11 protein-coding genes, 1 tRNA gene and 2 pseudogenes are annotated in these 17,610 nt (G+C 66.7%); 11 read left to right on the forward strand and 3 right to left on the reverse strand.

The genetic code is table 11. The features are described 5' to 3' along the window. Nucleotides 1-242: 242 nt before the first annotated feature. From CACI_RS53330 to CACI_RS53340, 3 genes and pseudogenes are all read left to right on the forward strand, one after another. Nucleotides 243-2,204, forward strand: a pseudogene (locus CACI_RS53330) (right-handed parallel beta-helix repeat-containing protein); the annotation flags it as partial. Nucleotides 2,205-2,266: 62 nt separating this feature from the next. Beyond that, nucleotides 2,267-2,428 (forward strand): annotated as a pseudogene (locus CACI_RS54635) (cell wall-binding repeat-containing protein); the annotation flags it as partial. 75 nt (nucleotides 2,429-2,503) lie between these two features. After that, nucleotides 2,504-2,860: a cell wall-binding repeat-containing protein gene (locus CACI_RS53340; protein ID WP_223297703.1), complete on the forward strand. Its 357-nt coding sequence runs from the start codon at nucleotides 2,504-2,506 to the stop codon at nucleotides 2,858-2,860. A gap of 436 nt (nucleotides 2,861-3,296) precedes the next feature. Here the strand turns inward: CACI_RS53340 and CACI_RS42580 are convergent, their stop codons facing one another. After that, entirely contained in the window at nucleotides 3,297-4,532 is a 1,236-nt protein-coding gene (locus CACI_RS42580) for an IS256 family transposase (protein WP_049871942.1), read from the reverse strand. 445 nt (nucleotides 4,533-4,977) lie between these two features. On the opposite strand from CACI_RS42580, the gene CACI_RS42585 reads away from it, so the two are divergent. The 3 genes from CACI_RS42585 (at nucleotide 4,978) to CACI_RS50885 (ending at nucleotide 10,404) form a co-directional block, all read left to right on the forward strand. Then, entirely contained in the window at nucleotides 4,978-9,564 is a 4,587-nt protein-coding gene (locus CACI_RS42585) for a DUF6531 domain-containing protein (protein WP_015797164.1), read from the forward strand. Continuing rightward, nucleotides 9,561-10,106: a hypothetical protein gene (locus CACI_RS42590; protein WP_015797165.1), complete on the forward strand. Its 546-nt coding sequence runs from the start codon at nucleotides 9,561-9,563 to the stop codon at nucleotides 10,104-10,106. Before CACI_RS42585 ends, CACI_RS42590 begins: the two co-directional genes overlap by 4 nt. 186 nt (nucleotides 10,107-10,292) lie before the next feature. After that, nucleotides 10,293-10,404 (forward strand) — tRNA-OTHER (locus tag CACI_RS50885). Nucleotides 10,405-10,944: 540 nt separating this feature from the next. On the opposite strand, the gene CACI_RS53995 is transcribed toward CACI_RS50885, so the two are convergent. Beyond that, a complete protein-coding gene (locus CACI_RS53995; protein WP_049871910.1) occupies nucleotides 10,945-11,487 on the reverse strand; it encodes a hypothetical protein in 543 nt (180 codons plus the stop codon). Between CACI_RS53995 and CACI_RS42595 the strand changes: the two genes are divergently transcribed. The 5 genes from CACI_RS42595 to CACI_RS42615 all read left to right on the forward strand — a co-directional run bounded on the left by CACI_RS42595 (nucleotide 11,375) and on the right by CACI_RS42615 (nucleotide 15,492). Beyond that, on the forward strand, nucleotides 11,375-12,118 hold the full coding sequence (locus CACI_RS42595) for a L,D-transpeptidase (RefSeq protein WP_317623737.1): 744 nt from the start codon (nucleotides 11,375-11,377) through the stop codon (nucleotides 12,116-12,118). The two genes, CACI_RS53995 and CACI_RS42595, sit on opposite strands and share 113 nt — an antisense overlap. Before the next feature lie 510 nt (nucleotides 12,119-12,628). Next, nucleotides 12,629-13,399 (forward strand): hypothetical protein, encoded by a 771-nt coding sequence (locus CACI_RS42600; RefSeq protein WP_015797167.1) that lies wholly within the window; start codon nucleotides 12,629-12,631, stop codon nucleotides 13,397-13,399. A 64-nt stretch (nucleotides 13,400-13,463) separates the two neighbouring features. Continuing rightward, nucleotides 13,464-13,745, forward strand: a complete 282-nt coding sequence (locus CACI_RS42605; protein ID WP_015797168.1) for a hypothetical protein — start codon at nucleotides 13,464-13,466, stop codon at nucleotides 13,743-13,745. A gap of 62 nt (nucleotides 13,746-13,807) precedes the next feature. Next, on the forward strand, nucleotides 13,808-14,464 hold the full coding sequence (locus CACI_RS42610; protein WP_015797169.1) for a response regulator transcription factor: 657 nt from the start codon (nucleotides 13,808-13,810) through the stop codon (nucleotides 14,462-14,464). Beyond that, nucleotides 14,461-15,492, forward strand: a complete 1,032-nt coding sequence (locus CACI_RS42615; protein WP_015797170.1) for a sensor histidine kinase — start codon at nucleotides 14,461-14,463, stop codon at nucleotides 15,490-15,492. Before CACI_RS42610 ends, CACI_RS42615 begins: the two co-directional genes overlap by 4 nt. Nucleotides 15,493-15,530: 38 nt before the next feature. On the opposite strand, the gene CACI_RS42620 is transcribed toward CACI_RS42615, so the two are convergent. Further along, complete coding sequence (locus CACI_RS42620; RefSeq protein ID WP_015797171.1) at nucleotides 15,531-17,477, reverse strand: S53 family peptidase; 1,947 nt, start codon at nucleotides 17,475-17,477, stop codon at nucleotides 15,531-15,533. Between the last annotated feature and the right edge of the window lie 133 nt (nucleotides 17,478-17,610).

Consider the following 17,610-nt stretch of genomic DNA (forward strand, 5'->3'; position numbering starts at 1 on the left):
GTCTCATTGGTGTACCTATGGCCGCATACGCCTAGGTGTCGAGTGCGGCACTGGGGTGTAGGTGACGCCGGTGAGTATGTCCGAGTGGTCTTGGCAGCGGATCACGCTATCGATGGCGCTAATCTCCTCTTGCCGTGCTTCCGACTGCGTGGGGGGATTCCATGCGAAGAACAGTGTCATCGCGTCGTGCGCGCATAGTCACGATCGCCCTGTCCACGCTCGCCGGCGGCGGTCTGCTGCCGATGGTCGCCCATGCTGCGGCAAACACAGTGCGGGTCGACAACACCAACGCGGCGTGTAAGGACGACTCCGCGACTTCGGGCAGCCTGACGACGCCGTTCTGCTCGGTGACCGCAGCGTTGGCGTCCGACTCTGTCACGAGCGGAACCACGCTGCTGCTCACCGGGGTGTTCCCGGGCGGCGTCGACATCACCAAATCCGGGATCACGCTCCAATCCACAAACCTGCGCACTGTGTTCACCGGCGGCGCCTACGGGGTCTCCATCACCGGACAGCACGACATCACGTTCAACGGTGTGCGCTTCGGCAAGCAGACCGGCGAGGCCGTCCGGATCTCCGGGTCGTCCGATGTCACCATCAACCAGGGCTTGTTCGCCGCTTCCCAATTCGGGGCGGCGACGCCTGACCCGACGGTTCCGGCGGTGCGCCTCGACAACGTGATGAACGTGACCGTGGCGAGGTCCGTGTTCTCGAACGACGGCGGGCCCGGCCTCGGCGTCGAGGGTGGTTCGAGCGGCGTCGTCATCTCGGGCGACACGTTCGACAGCGGTGGAGGCGGGGTGCAGGTCACCGACTCCCGGATGGTCGACGTCGTGTCCGACACCATCGACGAGAACTGCGGTACCGGGGTCAGTGTCAGCGGGGCGTCGTCGGACGTCGACATTGCCAACAACATCATCAGCAACGCGCGTACCTGCGCCTCGGTCCCCGGCGTCGGCGTGTCGGTCACGGCCTCCAGCACTCCGGCGACGCTCGACTCGAACATCATCACCGCGAACGACGCCGGCGTCGCCGTCCAGTGGCAGGGCCAATCGTTCACGGACGCGGCGGCACTGGACAGCGCGGGTCACGGCCAATACGACCTGACGGCCGATCCCGGATTCGCGACCGCTGTGGCCTCCGGCGGGTATGTCCGCACCAACTACAACCTGACGCCGAGCTCGCCGGCCATCGATTCGGCGGACTCGGGCCCGCGCAATGAGCCGTCCGCCGGTCACATCGACGATCCGGCGGTGGCGGACACCGGCCACGGGTCCTACACCTTCGCCGACCGGGGCGCGGTCGAGTTCGTCCGGAGCGCCATCCCCACCTTGAACGTCTATGCCGTGCCCGGCCAAACGCCCGACACGTATCGGACTGCGAACGTCTGGCTGAACTCGCAGAACGACAGCTGGTCGCCGATCGTCAGCTTCACCACCGACTACGGCGACGGGCACTCGAGCGGGACCCTTCCCTACCCGCCGCCGAACACGCCGTCCTACACCTACGGCGCGGACGGCACGTTCAACGGGAGCATCACCGCTGTCGACGGCCTGGGCCGCACGTTCAAGCTCCCCTTCTCGATCACCATCGCCAAGCAGGTCTTCGCCCCGACGTTGGATCTCGTCGTCTCCCAGAACTCCTTCGACCCGCCCGGGACCGTCTACGCGGAGATCAACACCCCGCCGAACGGCACGCCGATCGGCTCGTACACCCTGTCCTTCGGTGACAGCTCTCCCGCGATCACCTGGAAGATCGGCGACCCGAACCTGGGAAGCGTCGAACAGATCCACACCTACGCCAAGAGCGGCACCTACACCGTCACCTTCATGGGCGCCGACTCCTTGGGCTGGCCCATGACCACACCGCTGACCCAGAAGATCACGGTCACCCTGCCGTCGTCCGCACCGCCCCCGCCTCCGGCGACTCACGCCACTGTCAAGCGCATCGGCGGCAGCGACCGGTACCAGACCTCGCTGCTGGTCTCGCAGGCCCAGTGGAAGGACGGCAGCGCGAATGCCGTCGTCCTAGCGCGTGGCGATCAGGCCCCTGACGCCCTGGCCGGCGTCCCGCTGGCCGCGCACGTCCACGGCCCGCTGCTGCTCACTGATCCCACCACTTTGGACCGGACCACCAGCGCCGAGATCGCCCGGGTCACCGGCGGCCCCTCGCCCGCCAAGACTGTCTACATCCTGGGCGGCGACGCGGCGGTGCGCCGTCGATCGAATCCGGGCTCCGCGCGGCCGGCTACCACGTGGTCCGCTACATGGGCGACGACCGCTACGGCACCGCGCGTGCGGTCGCCTCGGCGTTCGGGAGCACCTCGCACGTCATCGTCGCCACCGGCAAGGACTTCCCGGACGCGCTGGCGGCCGGTCCGCTGGGCGCCGTCGAGAACGCCCCGATCGTGCTGTCCGGCGGCGACGCCCTCGACCCGGCCACCGCGGCGTTCGTGCTGGCGCACCCGGCGATCGACGCGGTCGGCGGCGCGGCACAAAGGGCCGTGGGCAAGCTGAACACGGCCGGCGAAACCGTCACACCCCTGGCGGGGCAGACCAGGTACGAAACCGCCGCCGCGGTGGCCGGCGCGGTCGCCCGGGTCACCGGCCACGCTCCGACCGGTGCAGGGATCGCCTCCGGAGAGTCGTTCCCAGACGCGCTGACCGGTGGCGCCTACGCAGCCAACGCCGGCATACCGCTGCTGATCACCGAGAGCGAAACGCTCACGGCACCGACTCGCGACCAACTGTCGGGCTGGGCCAACGCGCTGACCGCCGTCACTGTCTTCGGGGGACAGAAAGCCGTGAGCAACAGCGTCATATCCGACATCGCGTCTGCGGTTGACGGCAAGATCCAGTAGCCAACTCGCCGGCCCTGCCTGCAGCGCGGGGGCGGCTCCAAGATCAGGCCTTGATGGACCGTGGTCGTCCCAGTTGCAGTCTCAGTTGCATTTGCGACAGCCGCGTGACATTGCAGAGATCGACAGGCTCCTCGCGGCACGCGAATCACGCGGCGTCAGGTATCTTGCGCAGCTCTCGCAGTAGTCGTCGACAGACCTCGAAAGCGTATGAGGTGCAAGCCTCCGTGGGTTCAAATCCCACCGTCACCGCTTCTGGGAACATCCCTTGAGCTGCGGAAACGCAGAACAAGGGTTGTTTTGCTTATCGGGCCGCTGCGACGTACGCAGTCTGTGCAGACTGCCCCAAAACCATGAGACTGCAACTGAGACAGATCGCGGCCAGGTCACGTCCGCGCTGGTGGTGTATGGGGTGGCCAGCGGGTGATCCTGTTTGTTGTTAGGCGATCAGGGCGGCCGCTGGTGCTGTGTCCGGGGCGGGGCCTTGGCCTGTGCGCTGGATCTTAGCCAGGATTTCCAGTCCCATGTAGCGGCGGCCCTCGGCCCATTCGTCGTTCTGCTCGGCCAGCACGGCGCCCACTAGCCGGATCACCGAGGCGCGGTCGGGGAAGATGCCGACGACGTCGGTGCGGCGGCGGATCTCCTTGTTCAGTCGTTCCTGCGGGTTGTTGGACCAGATCTGCCGCCAGATCTCGTGGGGGAAGGCGGTGAAGGCCAGCAGGTCGGCCCGGGCCTCGTCCAGGTGTGCGGCGGCCTTGGGAAACTTCGCCTCCAATGCGGCGATGACCTGGCCGGCTTGGGCGTGCACGGCCTCGGCGTCGGGTTGCTCGAAGATGGTGCGCAGCAGCGTGGCCACCCAGGGCTGGGCGGTCTTGGGGACCTGGTTCATCAAATTCCTGGCGTAGTGCGTGCGGCAGCGCTGCCAGGTGGCACCGCCGATCGCGGCGCCGATGGACTCCACCAGGCCGCGGTGCGCGTCGGAGATGACCAACTGCACCCCGGCAAGGCCGCGGGCGGTCAGCGAGCGCAGGAACGCCAGCCAGCCGGCGCCGTCCTCGGCCGAGGCCACGTCGATGCCCAGGATCTCCCGGCCGCCGTCGCCGTTGACCCCGACCGCGACCAGGGCGTGCACGTTGACCACCCGGCCGTTCTCCCGCACCTTCTGGGTCAGGGCGTCGATCCACAGCACCGGATACGGCCCTGCGTCCAGCGGACGGTTACGGAAGGCGGCGACCTGCTCATCCAAGTGCTTGGCCATCGCCGACACCTGTGACTTGGACAGCTGCGTCACCCCGAGTTCGGCGGCCAGCCGCTCCACCCGCCGCGTGGAGACGCCCAGCAGATACGCCGTGGCGACCACCGACATCAGCGCCTGCTCGGCCCGGCGACGCCGCTCCAACAGCCACTCCGGGAAGTATGAGCCGGTCCGCAGCTTGGGCACTGCCAGCTCGATGCTGCCCACCCGGGTATCCCACGCCCGGGTGCGGTAGCCGTTGCGGGAGTTGGTGCGATCGGCGCTGACCTGGCCGTAGGGCGCGCCACAGGCTGCGTCGGCCTCGGCTGACATCAACGCCTCAGCGAACGACTTCACCATCGCCCGCAACACGTCCGGCTCGGCCGCGGCGAGTTGCCGCTCGAAGTCGTCACCGGCAGGCACACTGGTCAAAGCGGTCATCGGGTCCTCTTCCTTCAAGATCATCAATCCATCTCGAAGGATCACCCGATGACCGCCTCAGCTATCGGCGATACGCCCATCAGAGCTAACCGATACACCACATCCCAGGACGTAACCTCGCGGCCATCCTCTGACCAGGCCATTCACCAGCGCCTACGCGTTATAAACAGTTGTGAACCTTAGCCCTTCGGGGCAGCTCAGTCGATCCGACAACTTGTTCGCCTCTGCAGTAGGAGCGACCGCTGCCCTGGTCGGACGCCGAAACGCGGAGGAACCGTGCGGTGCGACTGGATGCAAGCGCGCACACAGTACGTAACCGGTGCGCGATTGGGGGTTACTTGGGGCGTCAGTAGCTTTGTAGGCTTGGTGCCCAGTGTGGCGGTTACGGGGTGGATAGCGAGACACGTAGGTAGTTCGTGTCTCGGATCATGGGAGGGCTCGGGGGATGGCGCGTCCGTCTGGTTGGGACATTCTTGGTTTGGATGGGGATCCGACGCCTGGTGTGGTGGAGTCGGTGCAGGCGTTGGCGAAGGAGTTCGGGGACTTCGCCCACGACGTGGAGGCGGCGTATCGGAGCCTGAACAGCTTCGGTTCGGACACTGCGGCGCTGGAATGGGTGGGTCAGACCGCTGAGGCGTTCAAGGGCAAATATGGTCCCCTGCCCGGTCGCCTTCAGAAGCTGTACACGTCCTACAGCGAGGCCTCCGATGCGCTTTCGGCGTATTGGCCGTTGTTGCAGGCAGCGCAGACGAAAGCCGACACGGCGCTGCGTCAGGCTCAGGATGCGCATGCCGATCTGCAGCGTGCCACCACCAGCGCCACCAACGCGGCGACGGATCTGAAGACCGCGCAGCAGAACCACGCCGCGACACCGAACCCGCAAGCGGTTACCGACGCGCAGACCGCGCATGACACCGCACAAACGAACCTGAACAACGCCAAGGCGCAGATGGCAGCACTGACCGAGCAGGCCAACGACGCCTACAACGACCGCATCAACGCCGCCAAAACCTGTGGCAGCGCCCTGCATCACGCCCAATCCGACGGCATCCACAACAAGTCCTGGTGGCAGCACGTCGGCGAGGACCTGTCCACATGGGGCGGCGAGATCGGCAAAATCGCCGGCGAGCTCGCCCCCGTCCTGGACATCATCGCCCTCGCGACCTCCTGGATCCCCGGCGTCGACGTCGTCACCGCAGCCCTAGCCGAAGCCGACAACATCGTCGCCCTAGCCGGCACCGCCATGGCCACCATCGGCGACGCCATGCAAGGCCACTGGGGCGACGCCCTCCTCGGCGCCGGCATGCTCGCCCTCACCTTCGTCGGCGCCCGGGCCTTCGGCTCGGAAGCGGAAGCGGTCGAAGGCGAGGCCGGAGGTCTTGAGGGGGAGGCTGGTGCGCTTGAAGGCGAAGAAGGCGCCGCAGCCCGTACCGCTGAGGGCAACGAACCCGCGAACATCGCAGACGACCCTGTCGACGTGGTATCGGGCTGGATGCTCACGGATGCCTGCGACCTGGAACTGCCGGGTGTACTACCCGTTGTGTTGCGGCGCGCGTACGCCTCCGGGTACACCACCGGCCGCCTGTTCGGCCCCGGCTGGTCGTCGACTTTGGATCAGCGTCTGTCGATCAACGAGGCGGGAATTCACTTCGCCGGCGACGATGCCCAACGCCTTGACTACTCGATCCCCAACGGCGATGAGGAGCTGCTGCCCGAGCGCGGGAGCCGCTGGCCCTTGATATGGGACCGTGAGCTGGACGAGATCCGCATCACCGACCCGTGGTCCGGGCAGACCCGCCACTTCTCGACGGTACATTTCAATAGCGAACTCGGGCAGATCCGCGACCTGACCGCGATATCCGACCGCAACGGCAACCGAATCACCGTCCTGCGTGACGAGCACGGCACCCCGACCGGGCTCGAACACCCAGCCTACCGCGTCGCTGTCGACACGATCGCGAGCGCGGCCGGCCCACGAGTCAGCGGCCTGCGATTGCTGGGCGCTCGTGAGACCGGCTCGGACATGGTCATGAAGCGCTTCTCCTATGACGGTCAAGGCCGCTTAACTGGTGTGATCAATTCGTCCGACGTGCCGTTCAGTTACGAGTGGAACGACACGGACCGCATCTCGGCTTGGACCGACCAGGCCGGTTACCGCTATGGCTACCACTACGACGCGATAGGCCGGGTCGTCCGCGGCCAGGGCCAGTTCCTCGCTGGATCGTTCACCTACGACCCAGCGCACCGCACGACTGTCCATACCAATTCATTGGGTCACGTGACCACGTTCGTCTACGACGAAAACGGCCACGTATGCTCCGAGACTGATGCGCTGGGTCACACCACACTTACCGAGACCGACCGCTACGGCATGATCCTGTCCCGGACCGACGCCCTCGGTACCCGCACCACGCTGGTCAGGGACGAAGCGGGCAACGTCCGAAGGCTCGTCGCGACTGATGGCGCGACTGCCGAGCTCGAGTACAACCACCTCCACCAGGTCGTCGCAGCCACCGGGCGGGGCGGCGCGACTTGGCGACGTGCCCATGACGACCGGGGCAACCTGGTGTCCGCGACCGACCCGGCCGGGGGTGTCACCGAGTTCGAATACACCGCCGAGGGCGTGCTAGCCGCGACCACGGACCCGTTGGGCGCCGTAACCCGGTTCACAACGGACGCCGCTGGCTTGCCCGTAACGGTTCTGGACGCCGTCGGCAGTCTGACGCGCGTCGAGCGAGACTTCGCCGGCCGGGTGGTGCGATTGACCGACCCGATGGGTGCTGTGACCGCCTTCGAGTGGAACGCCGAGGGCCTGCCAGTATCCAGGACGCTGCCGGACGGCGCCCGAACCACCTGGCGGCACGACGATGGCGGTCGTCTGCTGGAAGTCGTTGACGCCATCGGCGCGACTACAAGGTTCGAACCGGGCCCCATGGAGACGTTGACCGCTCGCACCGGTCCGGACGGCGTGCGGCACAACTTCACCTACGACAGCGAACTGAAGCTCGTCGCGGTCACCAATCCTCATGGTGCGGCCTGGACGTACACCTACGACGCAGCCGGGCGCCTGACCGGCGAGAGCGACTTCATCGGCCGCCGTCTCGGTTACGAATATGACGTCGCGGGACGCCTGTGCGCGCGGATCACTGGAACCGGTCAACGTCTGACCCTCGATCGCGACGCCACAGGCCGAATCGTGGCGCGCCACACGCCGGAAGGCGACTACGGCTACACCTACGACAGCGCCGGACGCCTCGTGGTTGCCACCGGCCCGAACTCCGAGCTGTCCTACGAATACGACACACTGGGCCGACTCCTCGCCACCACCACTGACGACCGCACAATGCGGTACAGCTACGACCTGGCTGGCCGACTCATCCGCCGCACGACTGCCTCAGGCGTCGAGTCGACATGGACATACGACTCGGCTGGCCGTGCGGTCGGGCTCGATACCGGCGGCGACCGGCTGGAGTTCGGATTCGATGCGTCGGGCCGGGAGATCGAGCGGCTCATCGGCTCCGAGGTCTGGCTCACTCGGAGCTATGACGTGGTCGGTCGGCCGATCGCCCAGAGCGTCGGCCGCGGCAGACGCCACCACGACCAGGCGGCCCAGACGGACCTCATAATCGCAGGCAGCAGAACTGGGAAAGCTGTACAGGAAGTTCTCCAGCGCAGCTGGGTCTGGCGGCAGGACGGCGTACCCGAAGAAATCAGGGACAGCCTGCGCGGCACCAGTCGCATCGCTTCCGATGCCGCCGGGCGCGTCACCGCAATCAGCGCCCACAGTTGGAGCGAGTCCTACGCGTATGACGCGTTCGGCAACCTCACCGTCCAGGACGATGCCGCGGGCCCACTAAACCTCCCTGCTACCGCTGCGGGAGAGGGAGCCGGTTTCGCAACCAGAACCCTTATTCGCCGCTCGGCCCGAGCCCGGTACGAGCACGACCAGGCAGGCCGGCTGACCAGGAGCGTACGTCGGACGCTTGATGGGCGCAGCAAGGTAACCCAGTACGTCTGGGACTCCGAAGACCGGCTGGTTCACGTGATCACCCCGGAAAACGGCACCTGGCACTACTCCTACGATCCGCTCGGGCGACGCACCGCGAAGACCAGGTTCGCCGACGATGGAACGGTGGTCGATCGGGTCACCTTCTTGTGGGACGGCCCGCGCCTGGCTGAGCAGAGCGTACAAGGCCCCGAAAGTTTCACCGTGACCCTCACCTGGGACTACGACCCGGGTACGTTCCGCCCTGCCACACAACGCCGCCGCAACCGCCTGGGCGACGCCGACCAGACCGTCATCGACGAGGCCTTCCACGCCATCGTCGCCGACCTGGTCGGCTCGCCCACCGAGCTCGTCACCCCCGACGGGCGTGTCGTCTGGCACACCACCACGTCGTTGTGGGGGCGCACTATAGGCACTTCCGCCGAATCCGGTGTGGACTGCCCGCTGCGCTTTCCCGGTCAATATCACGACGACGAATCCGGCCTGCACTACAACCTGAACCGCTACTACGACTCGGAAACCGCGGCATACCTGACCCCGGACCCGCTGGGGCTGGTACCCGCTCCCAACGACCACGCCTATGTGCCGAATCCTCTGACCGTCTCCGACCCGCTTGGGCTCAGCTACGAAGGTCCCAACGGGCAGACGATGTATCCGAACAACATGCCCGGCACCTTGGACACCGAACTTGCCCAGGCTGACCGTCTCGGAGTCGTGGTATCTTCGCCCGGTACGTCCGAATTCGACTCCGCCATCGCTTCAGGAACAGTGAAATGGGCCGTGAAGGACGACGGAAGCATCGTCGTGATGCCGAAGTTCGTAAACGGGCAGGAGATATCCCACTCGGTCCTGACCCGCGGGGCGTCTGTTCAAGCCGCTGGAGAAGCCGAGATAGCCGGTTCAGGAGCCGATGGCTACTTCGGCCTCGATATCAACGACCACAGCGGACACTTCTTCGAACCTGGATGGAATGTGGCCAGTATCGGTAAAGACGCGTTCTCGGGAGCGGGGGTCCTGTTCCCATGACCGACCTCGATCGGCTGGCCAGCCTGACCGCGACCGAGCTGTCAAGCCTGCTCACCGCTTCGGAATCCGCGCCTGTCGACAAGCACGGCGGCGACTGGCTCGCGATCGTCCAACTGCTGACCGCGCGCCTGACGGAAGAAGGCGGCACCCTGACGGCCGAGGAGCTGAATCTCGGTGCGACAGCGCTGGACGTCGCACTCGACAGCGCCGAACAGGCTGGCGTCATCGATCGAAACGAAGCGGCGATCCGCCGTCTGAATCTGATGTCGGTACTACTCAGGCTCCGCGGACCGAACCCCGATGTAGCGCTTCTGAACCCTCAGCGAATGTACGGCCTGTTTTCCACAGCAGTGCCACTGTCCGCAGCGCAGATACGGGAAGTCCCCCCAAACTGGCGCGCCTTGGATGTCGACACCATCCGCCGGCTACGGCTGGTGAAAAATCTGGTAGTTCCCCTGCTGGGAGTAAAATCCATCCTGGAACAGGCAGGCTTTGCCGATAATCTGGCAGTGTGGGAAGACGCGTTGCCGCGACTCCCATGAACGCGGTGCCGATCAGGAAGTAAGCCCACTGGTACTCGGATGCCGTGTCGCTGGTTTCCAAAGATGGTTGCGGCCTCGCGACGGCATACGCTGATGGCATGAGGACGGACGCGGTCGTCGAGTTGCAGTCTCAGTTGCATTTGCGACAGTTGCGCGGAGTCGCAGAGGTCGACTGGCTTCCCACGCGACGAGAATCAGGCGGCGCCAGCGATCTTTCGCAGCCGTCGCAACAGCACTCGACAAAACTCGAAAGCGTGTGAGGTGCAAGCCTCCGTGGGTTCAAATCCCACCGTCACCACCCCTAGAACGGCCCTTGAGCTGCGGAAACGCAACTCAGGGGTCTTCTTTCTTTGCGGGAAGTTCTAGGATTCCGAAACCTGGGTTGCATTCCGGGTTGCAGTTTGTGCGCCTGACCACGCTCAGCAAAAGCGTGTGAGGTGGGCCCGTAAGACGCCCAGACCCACACCAAACTGACCGACCTGCCCAGCCATCCCAGACGTCGTCGCAGTCCTCGGCTCCCTAGGAACGCTGTGCGGACAGCTGCGGGAAGGATGACAGATCAAGAAACTCCCATCGCCGATTCTGCGGCCGGGGCGGCGCAGGACCTGTCCGGCCCCCTGTCGCCAAGGCAATAAGGACTCTGGTTAGTCGGCCGGACCTGCGCAGTCCCCTAACGCCGCACCCGAGGCCGCGGTGTCCGGGACCGCTGTCGCCACCGGCGCCGAACGCGCCGCCGCCACGCAGACCGCGCAGACCGCGCAGACCGGAACGGTCGAGCGGCTGCATCGGCAGGGCTCAACAGTTCCATGCCGTGGCGACAACCAAGCTGCCTCAGCCGTCACTGTGAGAATCTTCCGATCGCCTTAGCAACCACAGGCGCGGCCCGCGCGTCGTGAGTGGCGAGAACATTGTGTAGGCCCAAAGGGGGAACTGCGGTGGGGAACAAGTTCGCTGGGGCGGCGGTCGCCGGGTCGCTGCTGCTGCTGACCGGATGCGCGAGTACAGCTGTCAGCAGCGAAGCCGCCGCTCCCAGCCCGACCTCGTCTGCTGTCGAGACTCCGACAGCGGTGTCCTCGGCTGCGACCACCACGCCGTCGGCAGCGACCACCACGCCGTCGGCCGCGCCCACGACGGCGTCCTCGCCGACGACGGCGTCCTCGACCGCCCGTGGGCCGAGCACCGCGGCTGCGAAGCCGAGCACGCCTGCCGCGCCGACCACGTCCCCGAGCCAGTCGACCGGGACGGTCACGCTGCCCTCCATCTCCTCGGTGTCACCGAAGGACGGCTCTAAGGTCGGTGTCGCGATGCCGGTCCGCGTCGACTTCGCCTCTACGGTGCCGTCGACGAACCGCGCGGCGATCGAGAAGTCGATGAAGGTCACGACGACGCCGCACGTTGACGGCGCGTGGTCCTGGCTCGACTCGAACACCGTCGACTTCCGCCCGCAGGGCTTCTGGCCGGCCGGCACCAAGGTCTCCGTCCAGTTCGGCTCGACCGACCGCAAGCTGGACTTCACCATCGGCGCCGACCACGAGATCGTCGTCAACGCGGCGACGCACAAGATGAACGTCTACGAGAACGGCGCGTTGGTCAAGACACTGGCCAGCGGCACGGGCAAGACGGGCTGGGAAACCTACAGCGGCACGATGGCCGTCGAGGACATGGTCCCGCACATCGAGATGACCTCGTGCGCCATCGGCATCCAATGCACCAAGGGCGGGCCAGGCTGGTACGACCTCCAGACGTACCATGACCTGCAACTCACCGACAGCGGCACCTTCATCCACTCAGCATGGTGGGACGATTCACTGGGCAAGGCGAACGTCTCACACGGCTGCATCCACCTCTCGGAAGCCGACGCAGCAGTGCTGTGGAACATTGTCCAGGTCGGGGACCCGGTGACGGTCAAGGGCACCAGCAAGAAGGTGAGCCAGTCCAACGGCTACGCCGACTACACGCTGTCGTGGTCGCAATGGCTGTCCAACTCCGCCACCGGCATCCAGGTGTTCTGACCCGCTGTCCTGGGCGGGTCACCCAACCCCACTGCCGGACGAACGACCCGCGATCGGTAGGTAGCAATCACGGCTACGAAGGTTCGATGGGTTGCATTCCGGGTTGCATTCCGGGTTGCATTCCGAAGTTCACGCGCACGTCGCAGAGCTCGGCCCAATCGCATGATTCCGCCACGCCGCAGGTCAGTACACATATGCGAGACCTGCGACACCTCCTCCCGGGGCTCGAAAGCGTGTGAGGTGCAAGCCTCCGTGGGTTCAAATCCCACCGTCACCGCTGGTGAAGGGCGGCAACCGGTTGACTCGGTTACCGCCCTTTCGGCATGGGGTCTCAGATGCGGTCCCCGCGTCAGTCTTTTCCTTTACCTGGTTCTCTTGATGTGACGACGCGCCAGCTACCCCGTGACGCACGCACCCCCCGTGCTGCTGACCGCTCGTGCGTCACCTCGCGACCATCGCCGTTGGTCTGCATGTCGCCGAATCTTCGTTCGACGTCTCTACTCTGGCGGCATGGTTACTGCCGGAGTCCTGGTGGCTCTGTTGGGTATCTGCTTGCTCATCGCGAGCGGCACGTCGCTGGCGCTCAAGATGGGTTCGAATCGGGCGCGCCGGCTTGTCGAGGGGACGGCGATCGTTCCCATTGGCACGTTGCGGGCCGGCGTGCGGCGGGTGGCGGTGCTGGGCACGGTCGGTTTCGGCCTGGGGGGTCCGGTTCGGGCGCCGGTCAGTGAGGTCGAGTGCGCCTGGTATCGCATCCAGCTGGTTCGCTCGCCTAGCCGTAGCAAGGACGAGAGTCCGCCGCCCGAGGACGTGCTTTTCACCTATGCCGCCCCGGGCCCGCCCGCGCTCAGCGACAGTTCCGGAGCGGTTCTCGTCGACCCTGCCTTCCTCATCAGTGCCCCGAATCTGGACGACCCGGTCGCCACCGAGCTGACTTATCGTGTACTCGGCTCGGATCCGAGCGGTCGCGTCGAGTCGCTCGTACCGCGCAAGTTCTTGGACGACACCCGTCGGAGTGAGACGCTTCAGCTGTGGGAGATCCGTCTCGTCGCTGGTCGACAGGTGTACGTGCTCGGGTCCACCAGGCAGCAGAACGGGTCGGTGATGCTGGCTCCGGCGAAGCATGACCGTTTCACCGTTTTCACGACTGATGAGCGATCGACGGTTATCGCGCGGCGCCGGACGAACGCTGCGAACCAGCGGGAGCTGGCAGTATTCCTCGGCCGGTTCGGGGCGGTCCTCACGGTGGCCGGAGGGCTGATCCTGCTTCTCGCGCTCTGAGTGAAACCCCATCTAGGCTTCTATTTCGGCGTCGCAGACGTATGCCGCGTGTGAGGGGTGACTTATGGAGCGGTTGCTCTATACGAAGATGGGTGCGCCGATCCGTGAGGTCGGGGGGAATCTGTTCGACAAGGCGGGGGTTCAGGTGGGTCGGCTTGATGGGGAGACGGTGTTCGCCTCTGATGGTCGGTACGCTGCGACGCTGACGGGGGGGCGGTTGGTCTACCTCTCCGCCCAGCGCGGGCGGATCTCTTACTCGTTCGCGCCGACGCGGATCAGGGCGAGTGCGGCGGCGTCGATGATTGCCTCGGTGATTCTTGGCGAGGAGCCGTTCGTCCGGAAATGAACCAGGCGCCAGCTCGTGAGTGGCTTACACGGACGAAACCCGGAGCGCGGTAAGGAGGGTCCGTGAGGGTTCTGATCGCTGAGGACGAGCCTGCGCTGGCGGCGTTGCTTGCGAAGGGGTTGCGTCGGCGGGCGATGGCTGTGGATGTCGCGCTTGATGGTGGTGAGGCGCTGGAGCGGCTGGCTGTTGATGACTATGACGTGCTGGTGCTGGATCGCGATCTGCCTGAGGTGCATGGGGACGAGGTGTGTCGCCGGCTGGCTGCCGGCCGGGCGCGGGTCAGGATTCTGATGCTGACGGCGGCGGCTGCGCCGACTGAGCGGGTCGCGGGGCTCAACCTGGGCGCCGATGACTACCTGCCCAAGCCCTTCGACTACGACGAGTTGGTGGCGCGGGTGCTGGCGCTGGGAAGACGTGCGCAGGCGCCGCTGCCGCCGGTGCTGGAGCGAGCGGGGATTCGGTTGGACAGTGGTCGGCGGCAGGCTTTTCGGGACGGGACCTACTTACCGCTGTCGTTGAAGGAGTTCGGGATTCTGGAGGCGCTGCTCGCGGCCGACGGAACGGTCGTCAGTAGCGAACGGCTCCTGGAAAGCGTGTGGGACGCGAACGCCGACCCCTTCACCAACACGGTCCGCGTCACGCTCAGCAAGCTCAGGAGCAAGCTCGGGAAACCGGACGTCGTCGAAACGGTGATCGGCTCCGGGTACCGGATCTCATGAACCCCGCGACGTGTCTCCGCGTCTTGCGAAACTCGGCGCAGTGCCGACTGACAGCGGCGCTGACCACCGTGTTCCTGGTCGGCGGGACGGTGCTGATGGGCGTCGCCTATCTGCTGGTCAAAGCGCGACTGCCGAACAAGACCGCTGAGATCATCGTGACGCCGAACAGCGGCGATTCTCGCGCCCTGACCGATAGCGCGAAGCTAACGGCGGCGCGGGAGGCGGCGACCCACGCCGTCGCCGAGGCGAACGCCAATGCGGTGCACCAGATCTTGGTCTACGGCCTGTGGTCGCTGGCCGCCCTGACGGTCCTCGCCGGCGCCCTCGGCTGGTGGATGGCCGGGCGCGCGCTGCGACCGGTCCACACCATGATCGCCGGGCAGCGCCGGTTCGCGGCGAATGCCTCGCACGAGCTGCGCACTCCCTTGGCCGTCCAGCGAGCCGCCATCCAGATCGGGCTGGAGGACCCGACTCCTGCGGAACTGGCAGAGGTACGGGAGCAGCTCCTGACGGCGAACATCCGGACGCAGAAGCTGATTGACGGCCTGCTGCTCCTTGCGAGCAGCGAGAGCGGAGTGCACGAGCGAGAACCGGTCAGGCTGGATCTCCTTGTCGCCGCGGAGGTAGCGCGGTATGCGGAGGACGCGGACGAAGCCGGGGTCCGCCTGGTGACGCGAACGAAGCCGCACGCCGAGTCCCCGTCGCCGGTGCTGGTCCTAGGCGACGAGGTGCTGTTGGGCCATCTGGTCGGCAATCTGATGCGCAACGCGATCGCCTACAACCAGCCAGGCGGAACAGTCGAGGTGGACGTCGGCACCGATCGAACGCTGCGGATCGAGAACTCGGGACGGCCGGTCCCGCCCGGGGACGTAGCGCGATTGTTCGAGCCCTTCGAACGGGGATCGCGCGGCGAAGGGTCCGGGCTCGGCCTGTCGATCGTCCGGGCCATCACGACGGCCCACGGCGGCCGGATTCGCGTCCGGCCCGGACGGCAGGGCGGCCTGGCGGTGAGTATCAGCCTACGATGATGCGCGCGACCGCCCTGCTCGGACGTCGAGGCGCGCGCTCAGTGCCAGCGCCGGAACGCCTTGAGATACGCGGCACTCGGCGATCCCAAGCCGGTGACGTCGTCATAGCCCGGTCCGGCCTGTAGACCAGTGTCCAGACCGAAGGTGATGAGTCCGGGGCCCTGCGCGTTCTTCACCTTGGCGACGGGGACGGCGACCGCAATCGGAGTGCCCGCGCCGAGCGGGTGATCGGTGACATCGTGGAGGAGCCCTATCGGCAGCGCGTAGAGGACGGGGTTGGCGAACCCGATCGGCACGCCGTGCTCGGCCTGCTGCGCTGCCGCTTCGATTCCCGCGATCAGCGGCGTTGCGAGGCTGGTGCCGCCGTTCGTGCTGTTCTTCCACACCGGCGAGCCGTCGCCGGCTGGAACCTGCCAGGCTCCGGTTTGCAGTCCGGTGTAGGGGTCGGCGTCCGCGGCGATGTCCGGCAGCACCCGCATCGCGCCGCCTGTAGCGCCGGTGCTCAGCGCCGCCGGAACAGTGCCCCGCTGGTAGAAGGGCTGCGCGAAGCGCGTACTGCGACCGCCGCCGCTTCCGCCGATGAAGGCGCCGGGCGCCTGGTTCCAGCCGGTACCGTCAGCGGTCAGCGTCGCCGCCTTGTCGCCCCAGCCGGTCTCCCATGCGTAGCCGTCGTGCGCGTCGACAGCCAGGCTGGTGCCACCCACCGCGGTCACCCACGGATCGGCGGCCGGGAAGTTCACGCTGGGGTGGCCGTCGGCGGACTCGAAGCTCTGGTCGCCCGCGTCGCCGGCGCCGAAGGCGAAGCCGATGCCCTCGACGGCGCCGAGCTGGAAGACATGTTCGTACTCTGCGACGACGTCTGCGGGGATTCCCGAGTCGCTGCCCTTGAGGTACCAGGAATCGCTGACGACGTCCGCCAGATGCCGATCGACGACATCGGTGAGCCCGGCCAGCAGCGAGGCCGACGCGTCCGTGCCCGCGGTCGAGGTTCCGACGTAGCGGACGTTCGCCCCGGGCGCGATCGCGTGGACGGCCTCGACGTCGAGGATCTCCTCGCTGCGGAAGCCGTCCGCCTTCGCGCCGGTGCAGCTGTCATCAGCGCTGCACAACAGATCCTCGCTGTACTGCCCCGGCCGGAACGCCGCACCGCCCTGCTGCGCGGCGACCGCGTTCGCATCGGACAGCATGTCGGGCACCGCACCCGCCAGGACGATGGCGACGGTGGACCCACTGCCGTCGAGCCCGGCGGCGGTCAGTCCGTAGGCGCCGCGCAGCTGCGTCGAGGCGTAGCCGCACACGCTCCAGGGCGGGGTCGCGCCATACGCGGCGGGCACGCTGGTCGCGGGCTGCTGGCCGAAGTAGTCGGAACAGGTCGCGGCGCTCGTAGAGCCGGATGCGGCGCCGAGATCGTCCAGCTGCAGGGTCGACGGCGTCGTATCGAGCCCTGATATACCGACCACAGCGGTAGCCAGGTTGGCTGGTACCCGAGGCGGTGACTGCGGGGCGCGCCGCGCGTTGCCAGCCAGTCGGTAGTCATGCAGCGCGACCCCGAACGCGTTGTCGGCGGCCGCGACACTGCCCTGAGCGACCAGCTCTTGCGGATCGGGACTGGTAACCGTGAAACCAGCGCGCTTCAGCCACCCCGCGACCTCGGCGGCACGCGCGGGGTCCGGCCCGAAGCGCCGCAAGGCCTCCGCAGCGGACAGGTAGTGATGGAACGCCGGGCTACGCGGGTCCGACACAGCGCGCGCATAGGCAGCCAGCCCAGCCGGATCCTGACCACCGAGATAGAGCGTCGTCGTCAGTTGCTGCTGCCCGCTGGTCGCACCCAGGTCAGTCGCCTGTCCAGTCCAACTCGGCACAGCACCCACCACCGCCTCGGACGGCAGGGGCGCCGCGGCAGCCCACGTCGCGGCAGTCCCGACAGCGGACGCGGCCACCGCGAGGACTGCGAACCCTGATACGAGTCGTTGCTTTCGAATCATGCCGCCATGCTGGTCGGCGAGTGCTTACGTTGCCGTTACCGCGCGTGCTTACGGCGACGAAACCTCCCGTCACGATCGCGGCCATGAGATGCGTCGCCCTCACCCGGCAATGATGGAGAAGCTCTTCGGCGAC

The organism is Catenulispora acidiphila DSM 44928 (genome assembly GCF_000024025.1).
Lineage (GTDB): Bacteria > Actinomycetota > Actinomycetes > Streptomycetales > Catenulisporaceae > Catenulispora > Catenulispora acidiphila.

Coding starts and splice junctions, on each gene's coding strand:
- CACI_RS42605 (WP_015797168.1), top strand. CDS start 13,464: ATGGAGCGGTTGCTCTATACGAAGATGGGTGCGCCGATCCGTGAGGTC.
- CACI_RS42590 (WP_015797165.1), top strand. CDS start 9,561: ATGACCGACCTCGATCGGCTGGCCAGCCTGACCGCGACCGAGCTGTCA.
- CACI_RS42600 (WP_015797167.1), top strand. CDS start 12,629: ATGGTTACTGCCGGAGTCCTGGTGGCTCTGTTGGGTATCTGCTTGCTC.
- CACI_RS42585 (WP_015797164.1), top strand. CDS start 4,978: ATGGCGCGTCCGTCTGGTTGGGACATTCTTGGTTTGGATGGGGATCCG.
- CACI_RS42615 (WP_015797170.1), top strand. CDS start 14,461: ATGAACCCCGCGACGTGTCTCCGCGTCTTGCGAAACTCGGCGCAGTGC.
- CACI_RS42580 (WP_049871942.1), bottom strand. CDS start 4,532: ATGACCGCTTTGACCAGTGTGCCTGCCGGTGACGACTTCGAGCGGCAA.
- CACI_RS42620 (WP_015797171.1), bottom strand. CDS start 17,477: ATGATTCGAAAGCAACGACTCGTATCAGGGTTCGCAGTCCTCGCGGTG.